15 protein-coding genes are annotated in these 22,349 nt (G+C 66.4%); 12 read left to right on the top strand and 3 right to left on the bottom strand.

Going from position 1 to position 22,349, the window contains the following annotated elements; all coding sequences use genetic code 11:
* Positions 1-8: 8 nt before the first annotated feature.
* From priB to pulA, 7 genes are all read left to right on the top strand, one after another.
* Entirely contained in the window at positions 9-299 is a 291-nt protein-coding gene (gene priB / locus NX780_RS00640) for a primosomal replication protein N (RefSeq protein WP_258825936.1), read from the top strand.
* Positions 300-346: 47 nt separating this feature from the next.
* Positions 347-637 (top strand): 30S ribosomal protein S18, encoded by a 291-nt coding sequence (gene rpsR / locus NX780_RS00635; RefSeq protein WP_036249492.1) that lies wholly within the window; start codon positions 347-349, stop codon positions 635-637.
* Positions 638-674: 37 nt separating this feature from the next.
* Complete coding sequence (gene rplI, locus NX780_RS00630) at positions 675-1,127, top strand: 50S ribosomal protein L9 (RefSeq protein WP_258825935.1); 453 nt, start codon at positions 675-677, stop codon at positions 1,125-1,127.
* A 107-nt stretch (positions 1,128-1,234) separates the two neighbouring features.
* Positions 1,235-2,620: a replicative DNA helicase gene (locus NX780_RS00625; RefSeq protein WP_258826381.1), complete on the top strand. Its 1,386-nt coding sequence runs from the start codon at positions 1,235-1,237 to the stop codon at positions 2,618-2,620.
* A 120-nt stretch (positions 2,621-2,740) separates the two neighbouring features.
* Complete coding sequence (locus NX780_RS00620; RefSeq protein WP_258825934.1) at positions 2,741-3,367, top strand: DUF47 domain-containing protein; 627 nt, start codon at positions 2,741-2,743, stop codon at positions 3,365-3,367.
* Positions 3,368-3,390: 23 nt separating this feature from the next.
* Positions 3,391-4,401: an inorganic phosphate transporter gene (locus tag NX780_RS00615; protein ID WP_258825933.1), complete on the top strand. Its 1,011-nt coding sequence runs from the start codon at positions 3,391-3,393 to the stop codon at positions 4,399-4,401.
* A gap of 178 nt (positions 4,402-4,579) precedes the next feature.
* Positions 4,580-7,684: a pullulanase-type alpha-1,6-glucosidase gene (pulA, locus tag NX780_RS00610; RefSeq protein ID WP_258825932.1), complete on the top strand. Its 3,105-nt coding sequence runs from the start codon at positions 4,580-4,582 to the stop codon at positions 7,682-7,684.
* 114 nt (positions 7,685-7,798) lie between these two features.
* On the opposite strand, the gene NX780_RS00605 is transcribed toward pulA, so the two are convergent.
* From NX780_RS00605 to NX780_RS00595, 3 genes are all read right to left on the bottom strand, one after another.
* Entirely contained in the window at positions 7,799-8,002 is a 204-nt protein-coding gene (locus NX780_RS00605; protein WP_258825931.1) for a putative periplasmic lipoprotein, read from the bottom strand.
* Between the two features lie 114 nt (positions 8,003-8,116).
* Positions 8,117-10,456, bottom strand: coding sequence for a GspE/PulE family protein (locus tag NX780_RS00600; protein WP_258825930.1), 2,340 nt, complete (start codon positions 10,454-10,456; stop codon positions 8,117-8,119).
* Entirely contained in the window at positions 10,453-11,340 is an 888-nt protein-coding gene (locus NX780_RS00595; RefSeq protein WP_258825929.1) for an MBL fold metallo-hydrolase, read from the bottom strand. Before NX780_RS00595 ends, NX780_RS00600 begins: the two co-directional genes overlap by 4 nt.
* 240 nt (positions 11,341-11,580) lie before the next feature.
* On the opposite strand from NX780_RS00595, the gene NX780_RS00590 reads away from it, so the two are divergent.
* From NX780_RS00590 to NX780_RS00570, 5 genes are all read left to right on the top strand, one after another.
* The gene (locus NX780_RS00590) at positions 11,581-13,200 is read left to right on the top strand and encodes a GAF and HD-GYP domain-containing protein (protein ID WP_258825928.1); all 1,620 of its coding nucleotides are present in this window, start codon (positions 11,581-11,583) and stop codon (positions 13,198-13,200) included.
* A 9-nt stretch (positions 13,201-13,209) separates the two neighbouring features.
* The gene (locus NX780_RS00585) at positions 13,210-15,474 is read left to right on the top strand and encodes a CHASE2 domain-containing protein (protein ID WP_258825927.1); all 2,265 of its coding nucleotides are present in this window, start codon (positions 13,210-13,212) and stop codon (positions 15,472-15,474) included.
* Between the two features lie 211 nt (positions 15,475-15,685).
* On the top strand, positions 15,686-17,287 hold the full coding sequence (locus NX780_RS00580; RefSeq protein ID WP_258825926.1) for a ShlB/FhaC/HecB family hemolysin secretion/activation protein: 1,602 nt from the start codon (positions 15,686-15,688) through the stop codon (positions 17,285-17,287).
* Positions 17,288-17,296: 9 nt separating this feature from the next.
* The gene (locus NX780_RS00575) at positions 17,297-21,607 is read left to right on the top strand and encodes a two-partner secretion domain-containing protein (protein ID WP_258825925.1); all 4,311 of its coding nucleotides are present in this window, start codon (positions 17,297-17,299) and stop codon (positions 21,605-21,607) included.
* Entirely contained in the window at positions 21,573-22,346 is a 774-nt protein-coding gene (locus NX780_RS00570; protein ID WP_258825924.1) for a FecR family protein, read from the top strand. The genes NX780_RS00575 and NX780_RS00570 overlap by 35 nt, the downstream gene beginning before the upstream one ends.
* The last annotated feature ends 3 nt before the right edge of the window (positions 22,347-22,349 follow it).

Below are 22,349 nucleotides of genomic sequence, written 5' to 3'. Positions count from 1 at the left end.
GAACGGAAGTGAACCAGTTCCAGCTCATCGCGACCATCGCGGAGCGTGACGTACTGCGTTATACCCCCGCCGGCGTCCCCATCGTGGGCGTGATCCTGCAGCATAGTTCGCAGCAGGAAGAAGCAGGGGTGGCAAGGCTGGTCGAGTTTGAAATGCCTGCGCTCGGCGCGGGCCGGATTTCAGGCCGGCTGGACAGCGCCGAACTCGGTGCCGCCTACCGCTTCGAGGGATTCCTCGCCAGGAAGAACCGCAACAGCAAAGCCTTGGTGTTTCACATCATTGATTTCAGTGCCGCATAGTCGCCCAGCGACACGGCCTATTTAGATTACAGATACAGGAGCCTCAAATGGCATTCGGTAAAAAGTTCGACAAAAACAAAGCCAAAGAAAAACTCAAGCGCAAGCAACAGAACCCGCTGTTCAAGCGCAAGAAGTTCTGCCGCTTCACCGCCGCCGGCGTTGAACAGGTTGATTACAAAGACGTGGATACCCTGAAGGACTTCGTCCAGGAAAACGGCAAGATCATGCCGGCACGCCTGACCGGTACCAAGGCGCACTACCAGCGCCAGGTCGACACCGCCATCAAGCGCGCACGCTACCTCGCGCTGCTGCCGTACACCGACCTGCACAACGCTTAAATCGCGGCACGTCAGCTAGAAATCCTGGAGAATAAATATGCAAGTTATCCTGCTCGAAAAAGTTGTTAACGTCGGCAACCTGGGCGACGTCGTCAAAGTCAAGGACGGTTACGCACGTAACTTCCTGATCCCGCAAAAGATGGCACGCCGCGCTACCCAAGCCGCCGTGGCCGAGTTCGAAGTCAAGCGCGCCGAACTGGAAAAAGCAGCAGCTGAAAAGCTGGCGGCTGCCCAGGCACAAGGCGACAAGCTGAGCGGCATGACCGTCACCATCGCCCAGAAAGCCGGCGTGGACGGCCGTCTGTTCGGTTCGGTCACCAACTTCGACATCGCCGAAGCCCTGAGCAAGCAAGGTTTCGCAGTCGAGAAGTCGCAGGTTCGCCTGCCGACCGGCCCGCTGAAGACCACCGGCGAGTTCCCGGTTGCCGTCGCGCTGCACACCGACGTCGTCTCGGAAATCACCATCGCCGTCGTCGGCGAGGCTGCATAAGCTTTTGTTGTATAAATGAAAAAGCCGGGTTCGCCCGGCTTTTTTTACGTCCTGAAAAACCGGTCATTTATGACAGCCGCGTGACAGGAGAAGGTATAATGCCCGCCATGAATTCCCCAGCCGATCCGCAAGTCGATTCCCTGCGCATCCCGCCGCATTCCATCGAAGCAGAGCAGTCCGTCATCGGCGGCCTGCTGCGCGATAACGCCGCGTGGGACCGCATTGCCGACTTCATGCACGCGGACGACTTCTACCGCTACGACCACCGCATCATCTTCGAACAGATGGTCCGCCTGATCAACGCCGGCAAGCCGGCCGACGTGATCACGGTCTACGAAGCCTGCAACCAGCTCGGCAAGGCCGAGGAGGTGGGCGGCCTGCAGTACCTGAACGCGATGGCGCAGAACACGCCGTCGGCGGCCAACATCCGCCGCTACGCCGAGATCGTGCGCGACCGCGGCGTGCTGCGCAAGCTGATCACCGTCGCCGACGAGATCTCGGGCAATGCCTTCAACCCGCAGGGCAAGGAAGTCAAGCAGATGCTCGACGAGGCCGAATCCAAGATCTTCGCCATTGCCGAGCAGGGCGCGCGCGGCGCCCAGGGCTGGACCGCGGTGCAGCCGCTGCTGACCCAGGTGGTCGAGCGCATCGACGAACTGTATTCGCGCGAGAACCAGGGCGAGATCACCGGCGTGCCGACCGGCTTCATCGACCTCGACCGCATGACCTCCGGCCTGCAGCCGGGCGACCTGGTCATCGTCGCCGGCCGTCCCTCGATGGGCAAGACCGCGTTCTCGGTCAACATCGGCGAGAACGTCGCGATCGAAGCCGGCCTGCCGGTGGCCGTGTTCTCGATGGAGATGGGCGGCGCCCAGCTGGCCATGCGTATGCTCGGTTCGGTGGGCCAGCTCGACCAGCACCGCCTGCGTACCGGCCGCCTGAACGACGAGGACTGGCCGCGCCTGACGCACGCCATCCAGAAAATGAACGATGCCCAGCTCTACATCGATGAGACGCCGGCGCTGAACCCGATCGAGATGCGCGCACGGGCACGACGCCTGGCGCGCCAGTGCGGGAAGCTCGGCCTGATCATCGTCGATTACCTGCAGCTGATGCAGGGCAGTCAGCCGGGCGACAACCGCGCGGCCGAGATCTCGGAGATTTCCCGTTCCCTGAAAGGCCTGGCGAAGGAGCTCCATTGCCCGGTCATCGCGCTGTCCCAGCTGAACCGCTCGCTGGAACAACGACCCAACAAACGTCCCGTCATGTCCGACCTGCGCGAATCGGGCGCTATCGAACAGGATGCGGACGTTATCATCTTCCTGTATCGCGACGAGGTCTACAATCCCGACTCGCCCGATAAGGGAACCGCCGAGATCATCATCGGTAAGCAACGTAACGGTCCGATCGGGGCCATTCGTCTTACCTGGATCGGCTCCTACACCAAGTTCGGCAACTACAGCGGTAACCTCGCCATCTACCAAGGCGACTAAGTTTCAAAGCAGTTCCCAACGAAGTCTTATAAATCAAGCCGGCCACGAGCCGGATCACTTTGCCGCTGCCAGCCGTGGCGGCGGTTTCGAAGTCCCAAGAGATTCACAACGGAGAATAAAATGTTTGGACGCCTGATGCCCCAGGAGGGCAAGTTCTTTGACCTGTTCAACCAGCACGCCGCCCTGTGCGTGAAAGGCGCGCAGGAGATGGTCGGCCTGATGACCAATTTCGACGACCTGGAAAACCGCACCCACGCCGTGGAGAGCATCGAGAAACAGGCGGACAAGATCACCTACACCTGCGTCGACCTGCTGCACAAGACCTTCATCACCCCGCTCGACCGCGACGACATCCACAAGCTGATCACCAGCATGGACGACATCCTCGACATGATGGAAGACGCGGCCCAGACCGTGTCGCTGTACGACCTGCACGCCGTGACGCCGGAAGCCGCGCGCCTGGCCGAGCTGTGCCTGTCGGCCTGCAAGAAGGTCCAGGAAGCGGTCGCCCTGCTGCACGACATGGGCAACGCCCAGAAGATCGTCGCCATCTGCGAAGAGATCGACCGCTTCGAGTCGGACGCCGACCACGTGATGCGCGCCGCCATGTCCAAGCTGTTCCGCGACGAACCGGACGTGCGCAACCTGATCAAGATGAAGGCCATCTACGAGATCCTCGAGACCGTCACCGACCGCTGCGAAGATGTCGCCAACATCATCGAAGGCATCATCGTCGAAAACGCCTAACGCGTCCAACAACAAGAACAATCATGGAAACTGTTAACATCAGCATTTACGTGCTGGGCATGCTGGTGCTGCTGGCGCTGGTCTTCGACTTCATGAACGGCTTCCACGACTCGGCGAACTCGATCGCCACCGTCGTGTCGACCGGCGTCCTGAAGCCGCACCACGCCGTCGCCATGGCCGCCTTCTTCAACTTCATCGCGATCTTCGTGGTCAGCATGAAGGTGGCGCAGACCATCGGCAAGGGCACCATCGACGCGCACGTGGTGGACCATTACGTCATCTTCGGGGCCCTGGTCGGGGCGATTACCTGGAACATCATTACCTGGTACTACGGCATCCCGTCCTCGTCCTCGCACGCCCTGATCGGCGGCCTGGTGGGCGCGGCCGTGGCCAAATCGGGAACCGGAGCGCTGATCGCCGGCGGCCTGATCAAGACCGTGGTGTTCATCGTGGTCGCGCCGATGCTGGGCTTTATCCTGGGCTCGACCATCATGCTGCTGGTCTCGTGGATCTTCGTAAAGTCAACGCCGCGCAAGGTGGACGTCTGGTTCCGCCGCCTGCAGCTGGCCTCGGCGGCCGGCTACTCGCTCGGCCACGGCGGCAACGATGCGCAGAAAACCATGGGCATCATCTGGATGCTGCTGATCGCCGCCGGCGTCACCAGCCCGGACGACGCGCTGCCCCCGGCCTGGGTCATCATCTCGTGCTACGCGGCGATCGCCTTCGGCACGCTGTTCGGCGGCTGGCGCATCGTCAAGACCATGGGCCAGAAGATCACCAAGCTCAAGCCGGTCGGTGGCTTCTGCGCGGAGACCGGCGGCGCCATGACGCTGCTGATGGCCAGCTTCTTCGGCATCCCGGTCTCGACCACCCACACCATCACCGGCGCGATCGTCGGCGTGGGCGCCTCGCAGAAGATGTCGGCCGTGCGCTGGGGCGTGGCGGGCAACATCGTCTGGGCCTGGATCTTCACCATTCCGGCGTCGGCCTTCATGGCGGCGGTGGCCTGGTGGATCGGTACCCACATCATGTAAAGCCGGACCGGCTGGAAGAACAGGAAGCAGGGCGCGAGCCCTGCTTTTTTTATGCACGCTCGACGGTGCGTGTTCCGTTTCTGGTAGTAATATTACATGGTGGCGCACGCCACCATGACCGCCTCTTGAAGTCTTTCTGGCGGAAAATACCAATGAAAACAACGACAACGGAGACAAGATGCGCAACAGACGTAGTTTGACTTCAGGATGGCGCTCGGCCGTACTCTGCGCAGCGCTCAGCGTCGGCGCCGCCATGCTCGTGCCCGGCGCCGTACATGCCCAGCAGCAGCCCGAGGCATCCGCCACGGCGCCGGTCGCGCCGAACACGATCCGGATCCACTTTCGTCGGGTGCAGAACGACACCGCCGAGTGGGGCGTGTATTCCTGGGACGGTCCCCTGAACCCGAGTTCGGCCTGGATCACCGACCGCTTCATGTTCACCCAAGCGGACGCCTTCGGTGGCTGGGTCGACATCCCGCTCGCGCCTGGCAAGACGGCGCTGTGGTTCCTGGTCACCGACGGCAACGGCAACAAGAACTGCGGCGCCGACCAGGGCGCGCCGCTGGGTCCGGACGTGGCCACCCGCGGCCACGAGATCTGGCTGCTGGAAGGGGACTGCACGGTGCATACCAGCCAGCCGGCGGTCACTTACGGCAACCTGTCCGCCGCCAGCGCCCACTGGCTCTCGCGCACCACGTTCGCCTGGCCGGGCGTGCCGGGTACCGGCAGCTACAAGCTGTACTACGCGGCGGGCGGCGGCCTCGGCTCCGGTGCGCAAGGCGTGACCGGCGCCGACGGCAGCATGGACCTGCGTCCGGCGCCCCTGCCGCAGCAGGTACGCGACAAATTCCCGCACCTGGCGGGCGCCACCGGTTTCACGCTGTCGGAACAGGATGCGGCCAGGGTCGCTGCGCTGGCCAGCAACCAGTTCGCCATCGCCCAGTTCGACACGGCCGGCAAGCTGGTGCAGGTCACCTCCCTGCAGACGGCCGCCATGCTCGACGACGTGTTCGGCGCCCGCGCGGCCGATGCGAAGCTCGGCGTGACCTTCAACGGCGCCGGCGTGCCGACCTTCCGCGTCTGGGCGCCGACCGCCAGGTCGGTGGCGCTCGACATCTATCCGGACGCGAACGCGCCCGCCAGCGCGCATGTGCCGATGCGCCTCGATGCCGCCAGCGGGGTATGGAGCTACACCGCGCCGAACGCCGCCTGGACCAACCGCGCTTATTACACCTATACCGTCAAGGTGCTGTCGCGCTGGGCGAACAATACGCTGGTCACGAACACCGTCACCGACCCGTATTCGCTCAGCCTGAACGCCAACAGCACGCGCACCTTTGTCGCCAACCTGGACAGCGAGCAGCTCAAGCCGCGCGGCTGGGACCGGCATCGCATCCCGGACCTGGCCCATGCGGCCGACATCGCGCTGTACGAACTGCATGTGCGTGACTTCTCGGCCAGCGACGACTCGGTGCCCGCCGCCCGCCGCGGCAAGTACCTGGCCTTCACCGAGCGCAATTCGCGCGGCATGCGCCACCTGAAATCCCTGGCGAAGGCAGGGCTGACCCACGTGCACCTGCTGCCGGCCGCCGACATGGCCAGCATCGACGAGGCCGGTTGCGTCACGCCCGTCATCCCGGACGCCGGTCCGGCATCGACCGACCAGCAGGCCGCGGTGGAAGCGGTCCGCGACAGCGACTGCTTCAACTGGGGCTATGACCCGGTGCACTACAACGCGCCGGAAGGCAGCTACGCCCTTGACGCCAACGACGGCGCCGCGCGCGTGCGCGAGTTCCGCGCCATGGTGCAGGGCCTGCACGAAGCCGGCCTGCGGGTGGCCATGGACGTGGTCTACAACCACACCAGTTCCTCGCAGCAGGGACCGCTGTCGGTGCTCGACAAGATCGTGCCGGCCTATTACTACCGCCTGAACGACAAGGGCGGCAACCTGAACGACAGCTGCTGCGCCGACACCGCCGCCGAGCACACCATGATGGGCAAGCTGATGGTCGACTCGGTCGCCCTGTGGGCCAGCGCGTACAAGATCGACAGCTTCCGCTTCGACATCATGACCTTCGCGCCGCTCGACGTGATGAAGCAGGTGCAGGCGCGCGTCAACCAGGCTGCCGGCCGAGAGATCTACCTGTACGGCGAAGGCTGGAACTTCGGCGCCGTCGCCAACGACGTGCGCTTCGTGACGGCGCGCCAGGCCAACCTGTTCGGCACCGGCATCGGTTCCTTCAACGACCGCCTGCGCGACACGGTACGCGGCGGCGGCTGTTGCGACGGCGGCGAGAACCTGATCAAGGAGCAGGGCTTCATCAACGGCGTCTGGTACGACCCGAACGACCTGGCGAGGCAGTCGCGCGACGATGCGCTGCGCCTGGCCGATCTGGTGCGCGTAGGCCTGTCGGGCACCCTGCGCGACTACCGCTTCGTGGACCGCTTCGGCTCCCTGCGCAGCAACGCGGACATCGACTATTTCGGCCAGCGCGCCGGCTATACCGGCAGCCCGGTCGAGACCATCAACTACGTCGAAAAGCACGACAACCAGACCCTGTTCGACATCAACGCCTTGCGTCTGCCGCAGTCGACTTCTCTTGCCGACCGGGTGCGGGTGCAGAACCTGGGGTCGGCCATCGTGATGCTGTCGCAGGGCATTCCCTTCATCCATGCGGGCCAGGAACTGCTGCGCTCCAAGTCGCTCGACCGCGACAGCTACAACGCGGGCGACTGGTTCAATCGCCTCGACTACAGCTATGCCTCGAACAACTTCGGCGTGGGCCTGCCGTCAAGCGACAAGAACCGCGACAACTGGGGCCTGATGACGCCGGTGCTGGAGAACCCGCTGATCAAGCCGGACACCAAGGCGATCCTGGCGGCGAAGTCCGCTTTCGAGGACCTGCTCAGGATCCGCTTCGACAGCGCCTTGTTCCGCCTGCGCACGGCGCAGGACGTGGAAGAGCGCCTGCGCTTCTACAACACCGGGCCGGACCAGCAGCCCGGCCTCGTGGTGATGCACATCGACGGGCAAAAGCCGCGCAGCTATCCGGACGCACGCTACCGCAGCGTGGCGGTGCTGTTCAACGTGGACAAGGAAGCCCGGACGATCGCGGTTCCGGAGCTGAAGGGGCGCAAGTTCAAGCTGCACCAGGTGCAGGCCAGCTCGGACGATCCGGTGGTGAAGACCTCCCGCTACGGCGATGCGGACGGTAGTTTCACCATCCCGGCGCGCACGGCGGCGGTGTTCGTGGAAAAGGGAGCGAACCGCGGGGACGATTGAAGGAGACCCGGAACCGGGCGGCATCACCTGCCCGGCATCCGCCGGAAAACGAAAAAGGCAGGACGCGCGCGTCCTGCCTTTTTTGCATGTCCGCCCCTGGCGGGCGGATGCGGCTTACTGCATTTTCGCTTCTTCGACGTCGGCTGCGTTACCGGTGCTGGTCCTGCTGGTGCTGGCCTGGCCCTTCTTGCGCTTGAGGTGGCTGCCAACCGAGACGTAATCGTCGTCCCTGGCCCGGCTCTCGCGGCTGGTGGAGGGTTCATGCGCGCAGCCGCCCAGCAGGGTGGACGCCACGGCGGCGAGGATCAACTTCTTCATATCATCCAACTCCATCGTCAATCGGTAGGTAAGAGGGACGATTGTAGTGCCGCCCGTGCCGGAGCGGGGCGGTTTCCGGGCGGCCAGTGCAAGATTACCCTTGGCGGATGGCCGCTACCTGATGCAGACCGCCCGCACCATCTTGATGTCGGTGAAGCCGCCGAGCACCTTCTCGATCCCGTCCATCTTCAGGGTCAGCATGCCGTCTTCGAGCGCCGCAGCGAGCAGGCTTGAAACGCGGCTGTGTTCGACCAGCAGGCGCTTGACCGTGTCGGTGCCGAGCATCAGTTCGTGCAGGCCGATGCGGCCGCGGTGGCCCTTGTTGCATTCGTCGCAGCCGACCGCGCGATACAGGGTCAGGCGGCCCGCGGAATCGCCGTGGCGGCTGCGCCAGTCCGCAACGATGCGGCTGCGCGCGGCCTGCGGGTCGTCCCTGAAGGACGCGGTGCCGCGCAGGTCTTCGCAGTATTCCGCCAGCAGGGCGTCGACTTCGTCCTGGTCCGGTTGGTAGGCCTGGCGGCAAGCCGTGCACAGGCGGCGTGCGAGGCGCTGGGCCAGGATGCCGAGCAGGGCGTCGGCGAAGTTGAAGGGGTCCATGCCCATGTCGAGCAGGCGCACGATCGATTCCGGCGCGCTGTTGGTGTGCAGGGTCGCGAACACCAGGTGGCCGGTGAGCGAGGCTTCGATGCCGGTGCTGACGGTTTCCTTGTCGCGCATCTCGCCGACCATGATCACGTCCGGGTCGGCACGCAGGAATGCCCGCATCACGCTGGCGAAGTCCAGTCCCGCCTTGCGGTTGACCTGCACCTGGCGCAGGCCTTTCTGCGTGATCTCGACCGGGTCTTCCGCGGTCCAGATCTTGGTCTCCGGCGTGTTCAGGTGGTGCAGGATCGAGTGCAGCGTCGTGGTCTTGCCCGAGCCGGTCGGGCCGCACACGAAGAACAGGCCATAGGGCTTCCCGATCGCCGGCAGCAGGCGCTCGAGGTTGTAGTCGGTGAGGCCGAGCTTGGCCAGCGGAATCGGTTCGCCCGCCTGCAGGATGCGCATCACCACGTCCTCGACCCCGCCGGACGAAGGGATGGTGGCCACGCGCAGTTCGATGTCGAGCGGGCCGTACTTCCTGAAGCGGATCTTGCCGTCCTGGGGCTTCCTGCGCTCGGAGATGTCGAGGTCGCACATGATCTTGATGCGCGCGACCAGGGCGTTGCGGTAGCTGGACGGGATCTCGATATAGGGCACCAGCACGCCGTCCTTGCGGAAGCGGATGCCGGTCTTGCCCTTGCCCGGCTGCGGTTCGATGTGGATGTCCGAGACGCCCTGGCGGTGGGCGTCCATGATCACCTTGTTCAGCAGGCGAACCAGTTCGTTCTCGACTGCTTCCGAGACCTCGGTGGCAAGCTCGCCGTCTTCGTCGTCTTCCAGGCCGGACAGCAGTTCGCCCACCGATTCGGAGGAGACGCCCAGGCCGAAGAAGGCGTTCGCGGTGTCGCGGAAGTCGGCGCGCGTGGTGACGCGCCAGGCCACCTTCGACTTCGGGAAGAGCTGGCCGACGATGCGCGAGGCGGCCGTGCGTTCCGGGTCGAGCGCCAGCACGACCAGGCCGTTCGGGCCATCCTCCAGCGGCAGCCAGCCGTTCTCTTCGACGTACTGGGCCTTCAGGTTGCGCAGCAGGTCGACCGGCTTGACCCGGTCCGGGCGGAAGGGTTCATAGGGGACCTTGAAGAAGGTCGCCAGCGCCGCCCCGATGGCGGCGCGGCGCACCCGGAGCGCGCCTTCCAGGACTTCCTCGAGATCGAGGTCGCGCTCGCGCGCCTGGCGTCCGGCGGCATCGAGTTCGGCGCGGGTGAGCAGGCCCTCCTGGACCAGCGCGTCATACCTGCCGCGCATGCGTTGCGGGCCGAGGCGCTGGCCGAGCGCCACCGAGAGCGTCGCGCACAGCTGCCGCACCGCCTCCAGAGCGGGCGGCTGGAAAGGCCCGCCGGCGCGGTGGTTGATGAACTGGACCACGCCCAGCAGCCCGCCATCGGCGTCTTCCAGGGGCGCGACCAGCATCTCGCGGGTGCGGTAGCCGCTGCGCTGGTCGACCCCGCGCTGGAACTGCAGCCCGGGCGCCAGGCGCCGGAGCTCTGCCTCGTCGTAGACGTCGTCGATCTGGACCGGCTGGCGCGAGGCCGCCACGAAGCCGGCGATCGAGGACGAGCCGACCGGCAGGCGCAGCTCGCGGAAGGTGGCCAGGCCCGTCTTGACCTTGGAGACGATGTGCTCCTTGTCGGGCGTGACCGCATACAGGGTGAAGCGGTCGCAGTCGAGCAGGTCGCAGAAATCCAGGCCCAGGTCGAGCATGATCTCCTCGACGTTGGCGGTGGCATGGATGCGGTTGGTGATCGCCTGCAGCTTCTGGAAGAAGGCCAGGCGGCGCGCGGCCTCTTCCGGCGGAAGCGCCTGCCCGGTCACAGCGCGACCTCGAGTCCCTCGAAGGCCAGGTGCACCTGCAGGCCGCCCAGGTGTTCGCGGTGGCGCGCCAGCACGTCGGCGAAGGCCGCCTCCAGGTCGTCGTCGCTGCGGGTCGGTTCGTGGTGGGTGCAGTAGAGGTGCTTCGCGCCCACGCGCAGCGCCATCTCGATCGCGGCATCGAAGGTGCCATGGCCCCAGCCGGCCTTGGACGGGTATTCCTCGCGCGTGTACGAGCAGTCGACGATCAGGGCGTCCACGCCGCGCATGGCGGCGTCGATGGCGTCCTGGCGCGCCGCCAGGTGCGCCTCGCAGGCGTCGAAGGCCGGGTCGTCCGGGGCGTAGGGATTGTGCCAGGGCTCGTGGTCGCCGGTGAAGAAGAGCGAGCGGCCGCGGCAAGCAATTCGGTAGCCCAGGTTGGTGACCGGGTGGTTCATGACCACGTTCTGTACCTGCGCGTCGCCCACCTCGATCGGCACCCCGATGTCGAGCGTCCGGTACTCGATGGTCGCGTCCATCTGGGTTTCGCTGACGGGGAAGTAGCTGTTCTGCAGCTGCACGCCCATGACGTGCTCGATGCCATGCCCGGTGACCGGGTCATGGGCGCCATGCAGGCGCACCCGGCTGCCCTTGATGAAGAGCGGCGTGAAGAAGGGCAGGCCGTGGATGTGGTCCCAATGGCTGTGGGTGATGAAGATGTTGGCATGCACCGGGAGTTTTCCCAGCAGGTGCTGGGCCAGCGGGAACAGGCCGGTGCCGCCGTCGAGGATGATGAGGGTGCCGTCGTCGGTCCTCACCTCGATGCAGGTGGTGTTGCCGCCGTAACGCGCGGTACGCGGGCCTGGGGACGGAATCGATCCCCGCACCCCCCAGAAACGGAATTTCATCTCTACTCCCAGCCGGACTCGGTTTAGTTATTTTTCTGAAACATCGCGAATGATAGCCAGTTTGTGGCATTCCTTGGCCGAAAAATTGTAATTATCCGATGGAGCATATACAGGAGAACACAACAAAGCTACACTTCGGAAATTACCGACTGGCAAAAGACTTTTTCACAAGAAAATGTCTGTTGTAACAGTCTGATATGCATATCGAACCCGCCTCATCGAGCTGTCCGAGCACCTACCATGCAAGAGCTGAACCCCTCACAAATCGCGCAACGCCTGCACCAGCTCACCGAAGTCAGCGTGGCGCTCGGGGATACGCACGACACCGCCGCGCTGCTCGACCGCATCCTGCGCGTGGCCAAGCACATGACCGACGCCGACGGCGGCACCCTGTACCGCCCGAGCGAAGACCGGCGCAGCCTGTGCTACCACATCTCGATCAACGACACCCTCGGCATCTACCAGGGCGGCGTGAGCGGGCGGCCGATCGACATCGCGCCGGTGCCGCTGTGCGACAGCTACGGCAACAAGAACCTGGCCTCGGTGGCCGCCTATGCCGCCAACTTCAACCAGTCGGTGAACATCGAGGACGTCTACAAGGCGGACGTGTTCAACTTCTCGGGCATGCGTTCCTTCGATGCGGCCTTCGGCTACCACTCGCAGTCCTTCCTGACGGTGCCGATGACCGACCACGAGGGCGAGCTGCTGGGCGTGCTCCAGCTGATCAATGCCAAGGATCCGGAGACAGGCGGCATCCGCGCCTTTTCCCAGACCGACCAGCGCTTCATCGAAGCGCTCGCGACCCAGGCCGCGGTGGCCCTCACCAACCAGCTCCTGATCGCGCAGCTCGAGAACCTGCTGGAAGCCCTGGTCAACCTGATCAACATCGGGATCGACGAGAAGTCCCCCTACACCGGGCGCCACTGCCAGTTCGTGCCGGAGCTGACCATGATGCTGGCCGAGGCCGTGCACGCCACCAGCGAGGGCCCGATGGCGGCCTTCCGCATGAGCGATGCGGACCGCAAGGAGCTATGGCTGGCGGGCCTGCTGCACGACTGCGGCAAGATCACGACCCCGGTCCACATCGTCGACAAGTCGACCAAGCTGGAAACCATTTTCGACCGCATCCACCTGGTCGACACCCGCTTCGAGGTGCTGCTGCGCGATGCCGAGATCCACGCCCTGCGCGCCAAGTGCGAACCGGATGCGAACCATGCGGCGATCGAGGACCGCCTGGCTTCCGAGCAGGCGCGCATCCGGGCCGACCGCGAATTCCTGCGCCGCGCCAATGTGGGCGGCGAGGGCATGTCGCCCGACGACCAGGAGCGCGTGCGCCGCATCGCCCAGTATCGCTGGACGGCGCCGGGCGGCCAGGAACAAGCCTTCCTGAGCGAGAACGAGGTCCACAACCTGACGGTGCGCTTCGGCACCCTGACCGACGACGAGCGCAAGATCATCAACAACCACATCGACGTCACGATCCGGATGCTGGAGTCGCTGCCCTGGCCCAAGCACCTCAAGAACGTGCCGGAATACGCGGGCGGCCACCACGAGCGCATGGACGGCAAGGGTTACCCGCGCGGCCTCACGCGCGAGCAGATGTCGGTGCAGGCGCGCATCATGGCGATCGCCGATATCTTCGAGGCGCTCACCGCCTGCGACCGGCCCTACAAGAAGGGCAAGAAGCTGTCCGAGTCGCTGCACATCCTGGGCCGCTTCGCCCTCAACGGCCACATCGACCCGGACCTGTTCGACATCTTCGTGCGCAACCGCGTCTACCTGCAGTTCGCGCACAAGAACATGGACGCCCACCAGATCGACGAAGTGGACGAGTCCACGATCCCGGGTTACCGGCCGTAAGGGGAGGGCATGGGACGGATCCGGCAGATGCTCTTGCGCTACGGCGGGCGCTGGGCGCTCGGCCTGCTCCTGACCCTCGCCGCCGTGCTCTACACCCTGGACGTGTGGACCAGCCACACCATCGCGCGCCAGGACACGATCATCTCCGACCTGCGCATGCGCCTCGAACCGTTCGCGCTCGAGCCGGGCATCGTCATTGTCGATATCGACAGCAAGAGCCTGACCGAGGTCGGACGCTTCCCCTGGAGCCGCAACGTGATGGCGAAGCTGGTCGAGCAGCTCACGCGCCACTACGAAGTCAGCGCGGTGGGCTTCGACGTCTCCTTCCCTGAGCCGGACACCAGCTCGGGCTACGATGTGCTGGCGCAACTGGCGAACCGCGAGCTGAAGGGAATCCCCGGGCTCAAGGACGAAATCAAGCGCCTGGAGCCGGCGCTGGACTACGACGGCATGTTCGCCGAGGCGCTGCGCGGCCAGCCGGTGGTGCTGGGTTTTAACCTTTCCGAGGGCCAGCGCAAGGGCGTGCTGCCGGAGCCCGCGTTCACGACGGACTTCCTGAACGGGCGCGTCGGCAACGCCTACACCGTCAACGGCTACGAAGCGAACATCGCGCGCCTGCAGGAAGCCGCTGCGGGCGCCGGGGTGTTTACCGCCACGACCGATGCCGATGGCCTGGTGCGCTCCTCGCCCGTGCTGTTCAGGATCGGCGACGGCTACTATCCGTCGCTGTCGGCGGCGACGCTTGCCACCGCACTGGGTGCCACCGCAATCAAGCCGAAGATGGTCGGCACCGTGGATACCCTGTCCCAGGCCGACCGCGACGCGTCGGCGTTCGACACGATGCAGATGTGGGTCGACCGCAAGCCGGTGTCCTTCCCGGTCGGCGAGGGGATGATCGCCACCGTCCAGTTCCGCGGCCCCGGCGGCCCCGGCGGCGGGGCCTTCCGCTACGTGTCGGCGGCGGACGTCCTGAATGGAAAGGTGGCGAAAGACGTGCTGGAGGGGACCATCGTCCTGGTCGGCACCACGGCGCCCGGCCTGCAGGACCTGCGCGCCACGCCGGTGAATGCCGAATACCCCGGGGTCGAAATCCACGCCAACATGATCAAGTCGATGCTGGACGGGCGCTTCAAGGTCCGTCCGTACTGGGCGCAGCCGGTCGAGACGATGCTGGTGGCGGCGCTCGGCGTCGCGCTGGCCCTGCTGCTGGCCGTGCTCAGCCCCGCCTGGTCGGTGCTGCTGGCGGCGGCCGCCTTCGTCGCCTGCGCAGGTTTCAACTACCTGATGTACAGCCGGTACGACGTCATCCTGAACGTCTTCATCTGCCTGCTGCTGGTGGCCACCCTGTTCGTGCTGAACCTGGCCTGGGGCTGGTTCTTCGAGGTGCGCAAGGGTAGGGCGCTGGTGTCGCGCTTCGGCGAATACGTGGCGCCCGAGCTGGTCGAGCGCATGGCCGAGGACCCGGAAGCCTACAATATGGACGGCGAGAGCCGCGAGCTGACCGTCATGTTCGTCGACGTGCGCGGCTTCACCACCATCTCCGAGGGATTGAGCCCGAAGGAGCTGCGCGAGTACATCAACCTCTATCTCACCGCGATGTCCGAGGACATCCGCTCCAGCCACCAGGGCACGCTCGACAAGTACATCGGCGACGCCGTGATGGCCTTCTGGGGCGCGCCGGTGAGCTTCCCGGACCACGCCAGCCGGGCCGTCGCCACGGCCCTCCTGATGCAGGACAGCGCGGCGCGCCTGAACCGCGACTTCCTTGCGCGCGGCTGGCCCGAGCTGAGGATCGGCATCGGCCTGAACACCGGCCCCATGCACGTGGGCGACATGGGCTCGAAGATCCGCCGCGCCTACACCGTCATGGGCGACGCGGTGAACCTCGGCGCGCGCCTGGAAGGCATCACCAAGGTCTATGGCGTCGGCATCGCCGTCGGCGTGGCCACCCGGCAGCAAGCGCCGGAGTTCGCCTGGCGTGAGCTGGACCTGGTGCGCGTGAAGGGCAAGAACGAGCCGGTCGCGATCTTCGAGCCGCTCGGCAAACCGGCCGACCTGGCCGCCGGGGTGCTGGAAGAAGTGGCGCAATGGGAGGCCGCGCTGGCCCAGGTCCGCGCCCAGCAGTGGAATGCGGCCGAGCAGGCCATCGCCGCCCTCGCGGCCCGCCATCCCGCACGCGGCCTGTACGCGCTATACCTCGAACGCATCGCCCACTACCGGGCCCACCCACCGGGTGTGGACTGGGATGGCGTGACCACTTTCGACAGCAAATAGTCATGCGGCGTGGGTGTGTCACCCATGCAACATGCATGACGCGTCTTCCCCCTTCCCGAGGGGGAAGTTTCCAGATTGCCCTCAATTTTTCTCCATTGCAACAAGAAGCTCGGTAAACTGCTATCGAGCCCTGTGGTCCCCCATCCGGCAATGGCTCGGTCTGCGGTTATAAGAAAAACCGAACAATACGACTCCTCATAAAGCAAAACCGATGAAACAACGCTTTGCACGCCTGTTCGCAGGCTCCGTGCTTGCCGTGGCCGTCAGCGCGGCCTGGGCACAGGAGGCTGCGCCCGCAGACGACGTGGTCCGCTTCACGATCACCCGCTTCGAGGTCGGCGGCAATACGCTGCTCGCCCAGGACGAGGTGGAACGCGCCGTGGCGCCCTTCACCGGCCCGGCGCGCGACTTCGGCGACGTCCAGCGCGCCCTCGAAGCCCTGGAAAGCCTCTACCACGCGCGCGGCTACAACGTGGTCACGGTCCGGCTGCCCGAGCAGGAACTCAATGGCGGCGTGGTGCGCCTGGACGTGGCGCAGACGAAGGTCGGCAAGGTGACGGTCAGCGGCAACCGCGTTTTTGATACCGCCAATATCCGCCGCAGCCTGCCCGCTCTGCGTGAAGGCGAGACCCCGAACCTGAAACAGGTGTCGGCCAACCTGAAGCTGGCCAACGAGAACCCGGCCAAGCGCGTCAAGCTGAGCCTCGAGGGCGGCCAGCTCGAGGACACGGTCGATGCCCGCATCGAGGTAGTCGACGAGCGGCCGTGGACCGTCATGGCCAACTTCGACAACACTGGCACGGGCGAGACGGGCAAGACCCACGCCGGCGCCGTGCTCCAGCATGCCAACCTGTGGGGACGCGACCACGTGGCCAGCCTGCAGTACACCACCACCGTCGAGGAACCCTCGCAGGTCGGCGTCTGGGGCATCGGCTACCACCTGCCCTTCTACGCGCAGGGCGGGGCGCTCGACCTCTACGCCAGCTACTCGGACGTCGATTCCGGCGTGGTGACGGCCGGCCTGTTCGACCTGGCCGTCAGCGGGCGCGGCGCCGTCTATGGCGCGCGCTACAGCCAGGTATTGCCCAAGCGCGACATCGGCGGGCGTGAGCTGGAAGGCCGCGTCGTCTACGGCTTCGAGACCAAGGCCTACAAGAACAGCGTGGTCTTCTTCAACCAGGACTTCGGCAACGACGTCACGGTGCGCCCCATCAGCATCGGCTACATCGGCCGCGTCGGCCTGGACAGTGGCGAGGCCAACTTCTCGGCGACCCTGCTGCGCAACATCCCGGGCGGCTCGCGCGGCGGCAAGGAGGACTTCGAGGCCGCGCGCGCAGGCGCCAAGCCCGGCTACACGGCGCTGCGCCTGGCCGGCGCCTGGACCCGCGCACTGGGCACAAGCGACTGGCAGGCCCGCGTGCTGGCCAACGGGCAGTACAGCGGCGACGCCCTGGTCTCGGGCGAGCAGTTCGGCGCCGGCGGCAGCACCTCGGTGCGCGGCTTCGACGAACGGGCCCTGTCCACCGACATCGGCGCCGGCCTGAACCTGGAGCTGTATACCCCGAACCTGTGCAGCCGCGCCGGCTGGCAGTGCCGCCTGCTCGGCTTCATCGATGCCGCCTGGGGCAAGCGCAACGATGCGCTGCCGGGCGAACTGCGCAGCACCACGATCGCCGGCAGCGGCCTGGGCCTGCGCTTCGCGGCGGGACGTTACGCCAGCGTGCAGGTCGACTATGGCGCGGTAGTGAAGGAAGGCGTCATCAAAGGCGCCGGCAATGGCAAGCTGCACGTGCGCGTCGGCCTGGCCTACTAGGAGAGATTCATGAAGAACGGATTAGTCAAGCTCGCCCGGGTCGCCGTCTGCGTGGCCGCCTGCCACGGCAGCGCCCAGGCCGCGCCGACCTCGCCGCAGGTGGTGGCCGGCCAGGCGACCTTCTCCCAGCAGGGCAACGTGTTCTCGATCACGAACACGCCCGGCGCCATCATCAACTGGCAGAGCTTCAACGTGAACGCCGGCGAGGTGACCCGTTTCACCCAGCAGGGCAGCGACAGCGCGGTGTTGAACCGCATCGTCGGCCAGGACCCCAGCCGCATCCTCGGCGCCCTGCAGTCGAACGGCAAGGTCTTCCTGATCAACCCGAACGGCATCGTGTTCGGGCAGGGCGCGCGCGTGGACGTGAACGGCCTGGTGGCCTCGACCCTGAACATCAGCGACAGCGATTTCCTGGCCGGGAAGAAGACCTTCACGGCGGGCAGCACCGCGGGCGCGGTCCGCAACGACGGCGCGATCACGACGCCGGGCGGCGGCAAGGTCTTCCTGGTCGCGCCCAGCGTCGAGAACAACGGCATCATCACCGCGCCGAACGGCGAGGTGGTGCTGGCGGCCGGCCGCAGCGTGAAGCTGGTCGACTCGAACAATCCCGACCTCGACGTGGTGGTTTCGGCTCCCCAGGACCGCGCCATCAACCTGGGCCAGGTGGTCTCCAGCGGCGGTCGTATCGGCATCTACGGCGCCCTCGTCAACCAGCGCGGCGTGGTCAACGCCAACAGCGCGGTGGTCGGCGAGAACGGCAAGATCGTCCTGAAGGCGAGCGGCGACACCGTGCTGGAGGCGGGCAGCGTCACCAGCGCGACGGGCGCAGGCAAGGGCGGCGAAATCCAGCTGCTGGGCACGCGCGTCGGCATCGGCGGAAATGCCCTGGTCGACGCCAGCGGCGCTCAAGGCGGCGGCACCGTGCTGGCCGGCGGCGACTATCAAGGCAAGAACGCCGCACTGCCCAATGCGCAGCAGACCTGGTTCGGCAGGGACGCACGCATCCGCGCCGACGCGCTCGTCTCGGGCGAGGGCGGCAAGGTCGTGCTGTGGTCGGATGGCGTCACCGGCGCCTACGGCAGCATCTCGGCGCGCGGCGCGGGACGCGGCAACGGCGGCCTGATCGAGACTTCGGGCCACGAGCTCTCGACCGGCGGCATCCGCATCGACGCGGCCGGGGGCAAGCAGGGCGGCAAGAGCGGCACCTGGCTGCTCGACCCGTGGAACATCGTCGTGCGCGACGGCGGCGAGACCGCGCCCGGCAACGCCGACATGTTCGACAAGATGCCCGGCGACGAGGACGCCGTGGTGGACCCCACGGCGCTGCGCGACACCAATGCGAACATCGTCCTGCAGGCCCGCAATGACCTCACCTTCGTGAACAACCTCGACACGGAGCACAGTGTGCGCGCCGAGGCCGGCAACGACCTGATCGTCGACGCCAGCATCAGCGCCGGAGGCGACATCGACCTGCGCGCCGGGAACCGCCTGACCCTGGGCGAGCGCGGCGAACTGCGCAGCCCGAACTACATCGACCTGAAGGCCGAGCGCATGGACCTGTTTGGTCGTGTCCGCGGCGAAGACGGCGTGCTCCCGATCGTCTCGTTCAGTACCTTCAATAACAGCACCCCGATCAATGTGCGCGGCACCGACAGCCCGGGCGCGCTGACGCTCAAGCCCTCCCAGTTGGCCAATATGGAGGCCTTCGGCATCAGTATCGGCAACAGCGCCCACCTTGGTGCAATCAGCATCGACAACACCCTGGACATGGGCGGCCACCTGTCGATCGATACCGGCGGCGCCATCAACATCAACGCGCCGGTGGTGCTGGGCGACGCCGACAGCCGTTTCACCGCCACCCTGCATCCCCACCTCGGCGGCGGCGCGATCCAGATCGACGGCGCCGGCTCGATCACTGCCGGCAGGAAGATCGCCCTGAGCGGCGGTTCGGTGCGCGTGCTGGGCAACCTGACCTCCGACGCCATCGCCATCGACGCCGGCAGCAGCGGCATCGATCTGCAGGAGGGGGCCGACCTGAACGCGGCAGGCGAGATCACCCTGCGTTCGAACGGCACCCTGTACCAGAACGGCGCGGCATCGATCCAGGCGCAGAAGCTGCTGGCAACCGGCACCCAGGTCCAGATGCTCGGCGTGAACCGCGTCGGCACCCTGGCCGGCAGCGCCTCGATGGGCAACTTCCGCTTCAACTGGCGCGACGCCATGGCCATCGGCGCGGTCGCCGATGCAAGCGGCGTGCGCGCCTACAGCGAAGTGGACCTGACGGGCGGCGCCCTGACGGCGGGCGCCGGCATCGAGGGCGCGGCCGTGTTCATCGACGCCGACGCGATTCGAGGCGCCGGCACCATCAAGGGCAACTTCGTTGACCTGGCCTCGCGCGGCGGCATCGGCGCCAGCGGCAGCCCGCTGCGCACCAGCGCCGGCGTGCTCTCCGCATGGAACAGCCAGACCGGCAGCGCCTTGATCAATATCGTGAACGACCGCGCCGTGATCCTGCGCGACGTGGTGCAGGCGGGCGCCGGCAACAGCGGCGCGATCTCGGTCGAAAGCTTCGGCGGCCTGACCGTGACCGAGACCACGGGCGAAGGCCAGGGCGTCATGACCAGGAGCGGCGACATCAGCCTGGTGACCCACAGCCCGATGACCATTGCCGGCAATGTGAGCACCGAGAGCGGCAACATCCGCCTGCTGGCGGATAACAACGGGGCGCTGACCGTCACCAGCTCCGCCCGGGTGGCATCCGGCTCGGGCAACATCAGCATCACCGGCGGCAGCACCTCGATCGCCGCGGGCAGCGTGGTGGTGTCGAGCCCGGACAAGCTGAGCGTGACCAACACGAACAGGCCCGATCCCATCCCGACACCGCCGCTGGACACCTGCATCAGCAACCCGAGCACGAATGGCTGCGGCGCCGTGCTGGAAGCGAAGACCCGCGAATGCATCGCCAATATGGACGGCCCGCAGTGCGGCCAGGTGCTGCCCACGACGGGCGCCTGCGAGCGCAACCCGGCGACCCTGGGCTGTACCGTGGTGATGGAACGCGCGGCCCTGCTGGCCTGTATCCAGAATCCGAAGGGCGCCGGCTGCGGCGCCATCCTGCCGCCCTACGACACCTGCCGGAACGACCAGAACCGCCTGGGTTGCGCGGTGGTGATCGAAGCGCGCGAAAAGCTCGACGCCTGTATCCGGAACCCGAAGGGCGCCGGCTGCGGCGAGATCCTGCCCACCTACGAGGCTTGCAAGCTTGATGGCAACATCCTGGGCTGCGCCCCGGTGCTGCTGGCGCGCGAGCAGCTCGAGGCCTGCATCCGGAACCCGAAGGGCGCGGGCTGCGGTGAGATCCTGCCCACCATCGAAGCGTGCAAGGCCGACGGTAACATCCTGGGCTGCGTCCCGGTGCTGCTGGCGCGTGAAAAGCTCGAGGCCTGCATCCTGAACCCGAAAGGCGCGGGCTGCGGCGAGATCCTGCCCACCATCGAAGCGTGCAAGGCCGACGGTAACATCCTGGGCTGCGCCCCGGTGCTGCTGGCGCGCGAGCAGCTCGAGGCCTGCATCCTGAACCCGAAAGGCGCCGGCTGCGGCGAGATCCTGCCGCCACTCGAGCAGTGCCGCGTCGACGGCAACATCCTCGGCTGCGCCCCGGTGCTGGCGCGCGCCGCCTTCGACGCCTGCCTGGCCAACCCGACCGGCGCCGGCTGCGCCGGCGTCCTGCCGGCCCTGGCGCTCTGCAAGGCCACGCCTGGCCTGGAAGGCTGCACCCAGGTCCTGCAGCTGACCTTCGATGCCTGCCTGGTGACGCCGGGCGACGCGTCCTGCGTCGGCATCCTGCCGACCCTGTCGCAGTGCGTGAACGACAAGACCAAGGCCGGCTGCCAGGTCGTGCTGCCGACCCTGCAGCAGTGCATCGGCAGCCCGACGCTGCAGGGCTGCTCGGTGCAGTTGCCCAAGCTGGAGCAGTGCGCGGTGAACCCGAACATCGCCGGCTGCGAAGCGGTGCTGCCCCAGCCCGACTTCTGCGGCGCCCACCCGACGGACCCGCGCTGCACCGTGTTCAACCCGGCGCCGTCGACCCAGGAGCAGGGCAAGAAGCCGGTCGCCACCGCCCAGCAGGCCGCGGTCAACCTGATCAATACCCGCATCCCGACCACGCAGGAGCGCGCGCCGGCAGGGCCGGCGCAAAGCGGTCCGGGCGATGGCGGCGGCGACGGCCGCAAGCCATCGGAGAAGCAGGCCGGCCCGGCGCAGGGCCCGAATACTGGAGCACAGAATGAAAAACCAGCTGCAAAAATGTACTGCAACTAAGGGCGCGGCCAGCGCATGGAGCGCACTGCTGTTCGCGGCGCTCCTCGTGTTCGGCAACGCGGCCTGGGCCGCCCAGGTGGCGGGCAGGGTCGAGCGCCTGAGCGGGCCGCTGATGGCGAAGAAGGCGGATGGCAGCGTCAAGGTGCTCGGCCTGAAGTCCGAGATCGAGAGCGGCGATACCCTGGTCTCCGAGAAGAACACCTACGCCCAGATCAGGTTCATCGACAACAGCGAAATCACGCTGCGCCCGGGGACCACCTTCAAGGTCGAGGACTTCGCCTATGAGGAAGGAAAACCGGACGGGGACCAGGCCAGCTTCAACCTGGTGAAGGGCGGCCTGCGTTCGATCACCGGCCTGATGGGCAAGCGCAACAAGGAGAAGTTTTCCCTGAAGACGCCGAACGCCACCATCGGCATCCGCGGCACCACCTTCATCGCGCAGTACGTGCCGCCCGAGGCGCCGGCTGGCCGCGCCACGACACCCCTGGCGCCGGGCCTGCACGTCTCGGTCAGCGACGGGGCGATCGTCGTGACCAACAGCGGCGGCTCGCTGGGCTTTTCCGCCGGACAGTTCGGCTACGTGCCGAACGTGAACCAGCCACCGGTGATCGTGCCGAACAATCCGGGCCTGCAGTTCGTGCCGCCGCCATCCTTCGGCAACGGCACGGGCGCCGGGCCGGAAAGCGGCGCGGGCGGCCCGCCGGGGCCGTCCAATGCGGTCGACTGCGTGGTCCGCTAGAAG

The organism is Massilia agri (assembly GCF_024753255.1).
Taxonomy (GTDB): Bacteria; Pseudomonadota; Gammaproteobacteria; order Burkholderiales; family Burkholderiaceae_D; genus Telluria; species Telluria agri.
Note: the sequence above shows the minus strand (reverse complement) of the source record. Positions and strands in the feature narration are given on the sequence as shown.

Coding starts and splice junctions, on each gene's coding strand:
- rpsR (WP_036249492.1), top strand. CDS start 347: ATGGCATTCGGTAAAAAGTTCGACAAAAACAAAGCCAAAGAAAAACTC.
- rplI (WP_258825935.1), top strand. CDS start 675: ATGCAAGTTATCCTGCTCGAAAAAGTTGTTAACGTCGGCAACCTGGGC.
- NX780_RS00625 (WP_258826381.1), top strand. CDS start 1,235: ATGAATTCCCCAGCCGATCCGCAAGTCGATTCCCTGCGCATCCCGCCG.
- NX780_RS00620 (WP_258825934.1), top strand. CDS start 2,741: ATGTTTGGACGCCTGATGCCCCAGGAGGGCAAGTTCTTTGACCTGTTC.
- NX780_RS00615 (WP_258825933.1), top strand. CDS start 3,391: ATGGAAACTGTTAACATCAGCATTTACGTGCTGGGCATGCTGGTGCTG.
- pulA (WP_258825932.1), top strand. CDS start 4,580: ATGCGCAACAGACGTAGTTTGACTTCAGGATGGCGCTCGGCCGTACTC.
- NX780_RS00605 (WP_258825931.1), bottom strand. CDS start 8,002: ATGAAGAAGTTGATCCTCGCCGCCGTGGCGTCCACCCTGCTGGGCGGC.
- NX780_RS00595 (WP_258825929.1), bottom strand. CDS start 11,340: ATGAAATTCCGTTTCTGGGGGGTGCGGGGATCGATTCCGTCCCCAGGC.
- NX780_RS00590 (WP_258825928.1), top strand. CDS start 11,581: ATGCAAGAGCTGAACCCCTCACAAATCGCGCAACGCCTGCACCAGCTC.
- NX780_RS00585 (WP_258825927.1), top strand. CDS start 13,210: ATGGGACGGATCCGGCAGATGCTCTTGCGCTACGGCGGGCGCTGGGCG.
- NX780_RS00580 (WP_258825926.1), top strand. CDS start 15,686: ATGAAACAACGCTTTGCACGCCTGTTCGCAGGCTCCGTGCTTGCCGTG.
- NX780_RS00575 (WP_258825925.1), top strand. CDS start 17,297: ATGAAGAACGGATTAGTCAAGCTCGCCCGGGTCGCCGTCTGCGTGGCC.
- NX780_RS00570 (WP_258825924.1), top strand. CDS start 21,573: ATGAAAAACCAGCTGCAAAAATGTACTGCAACTAAGGGCGCGGCCAGC.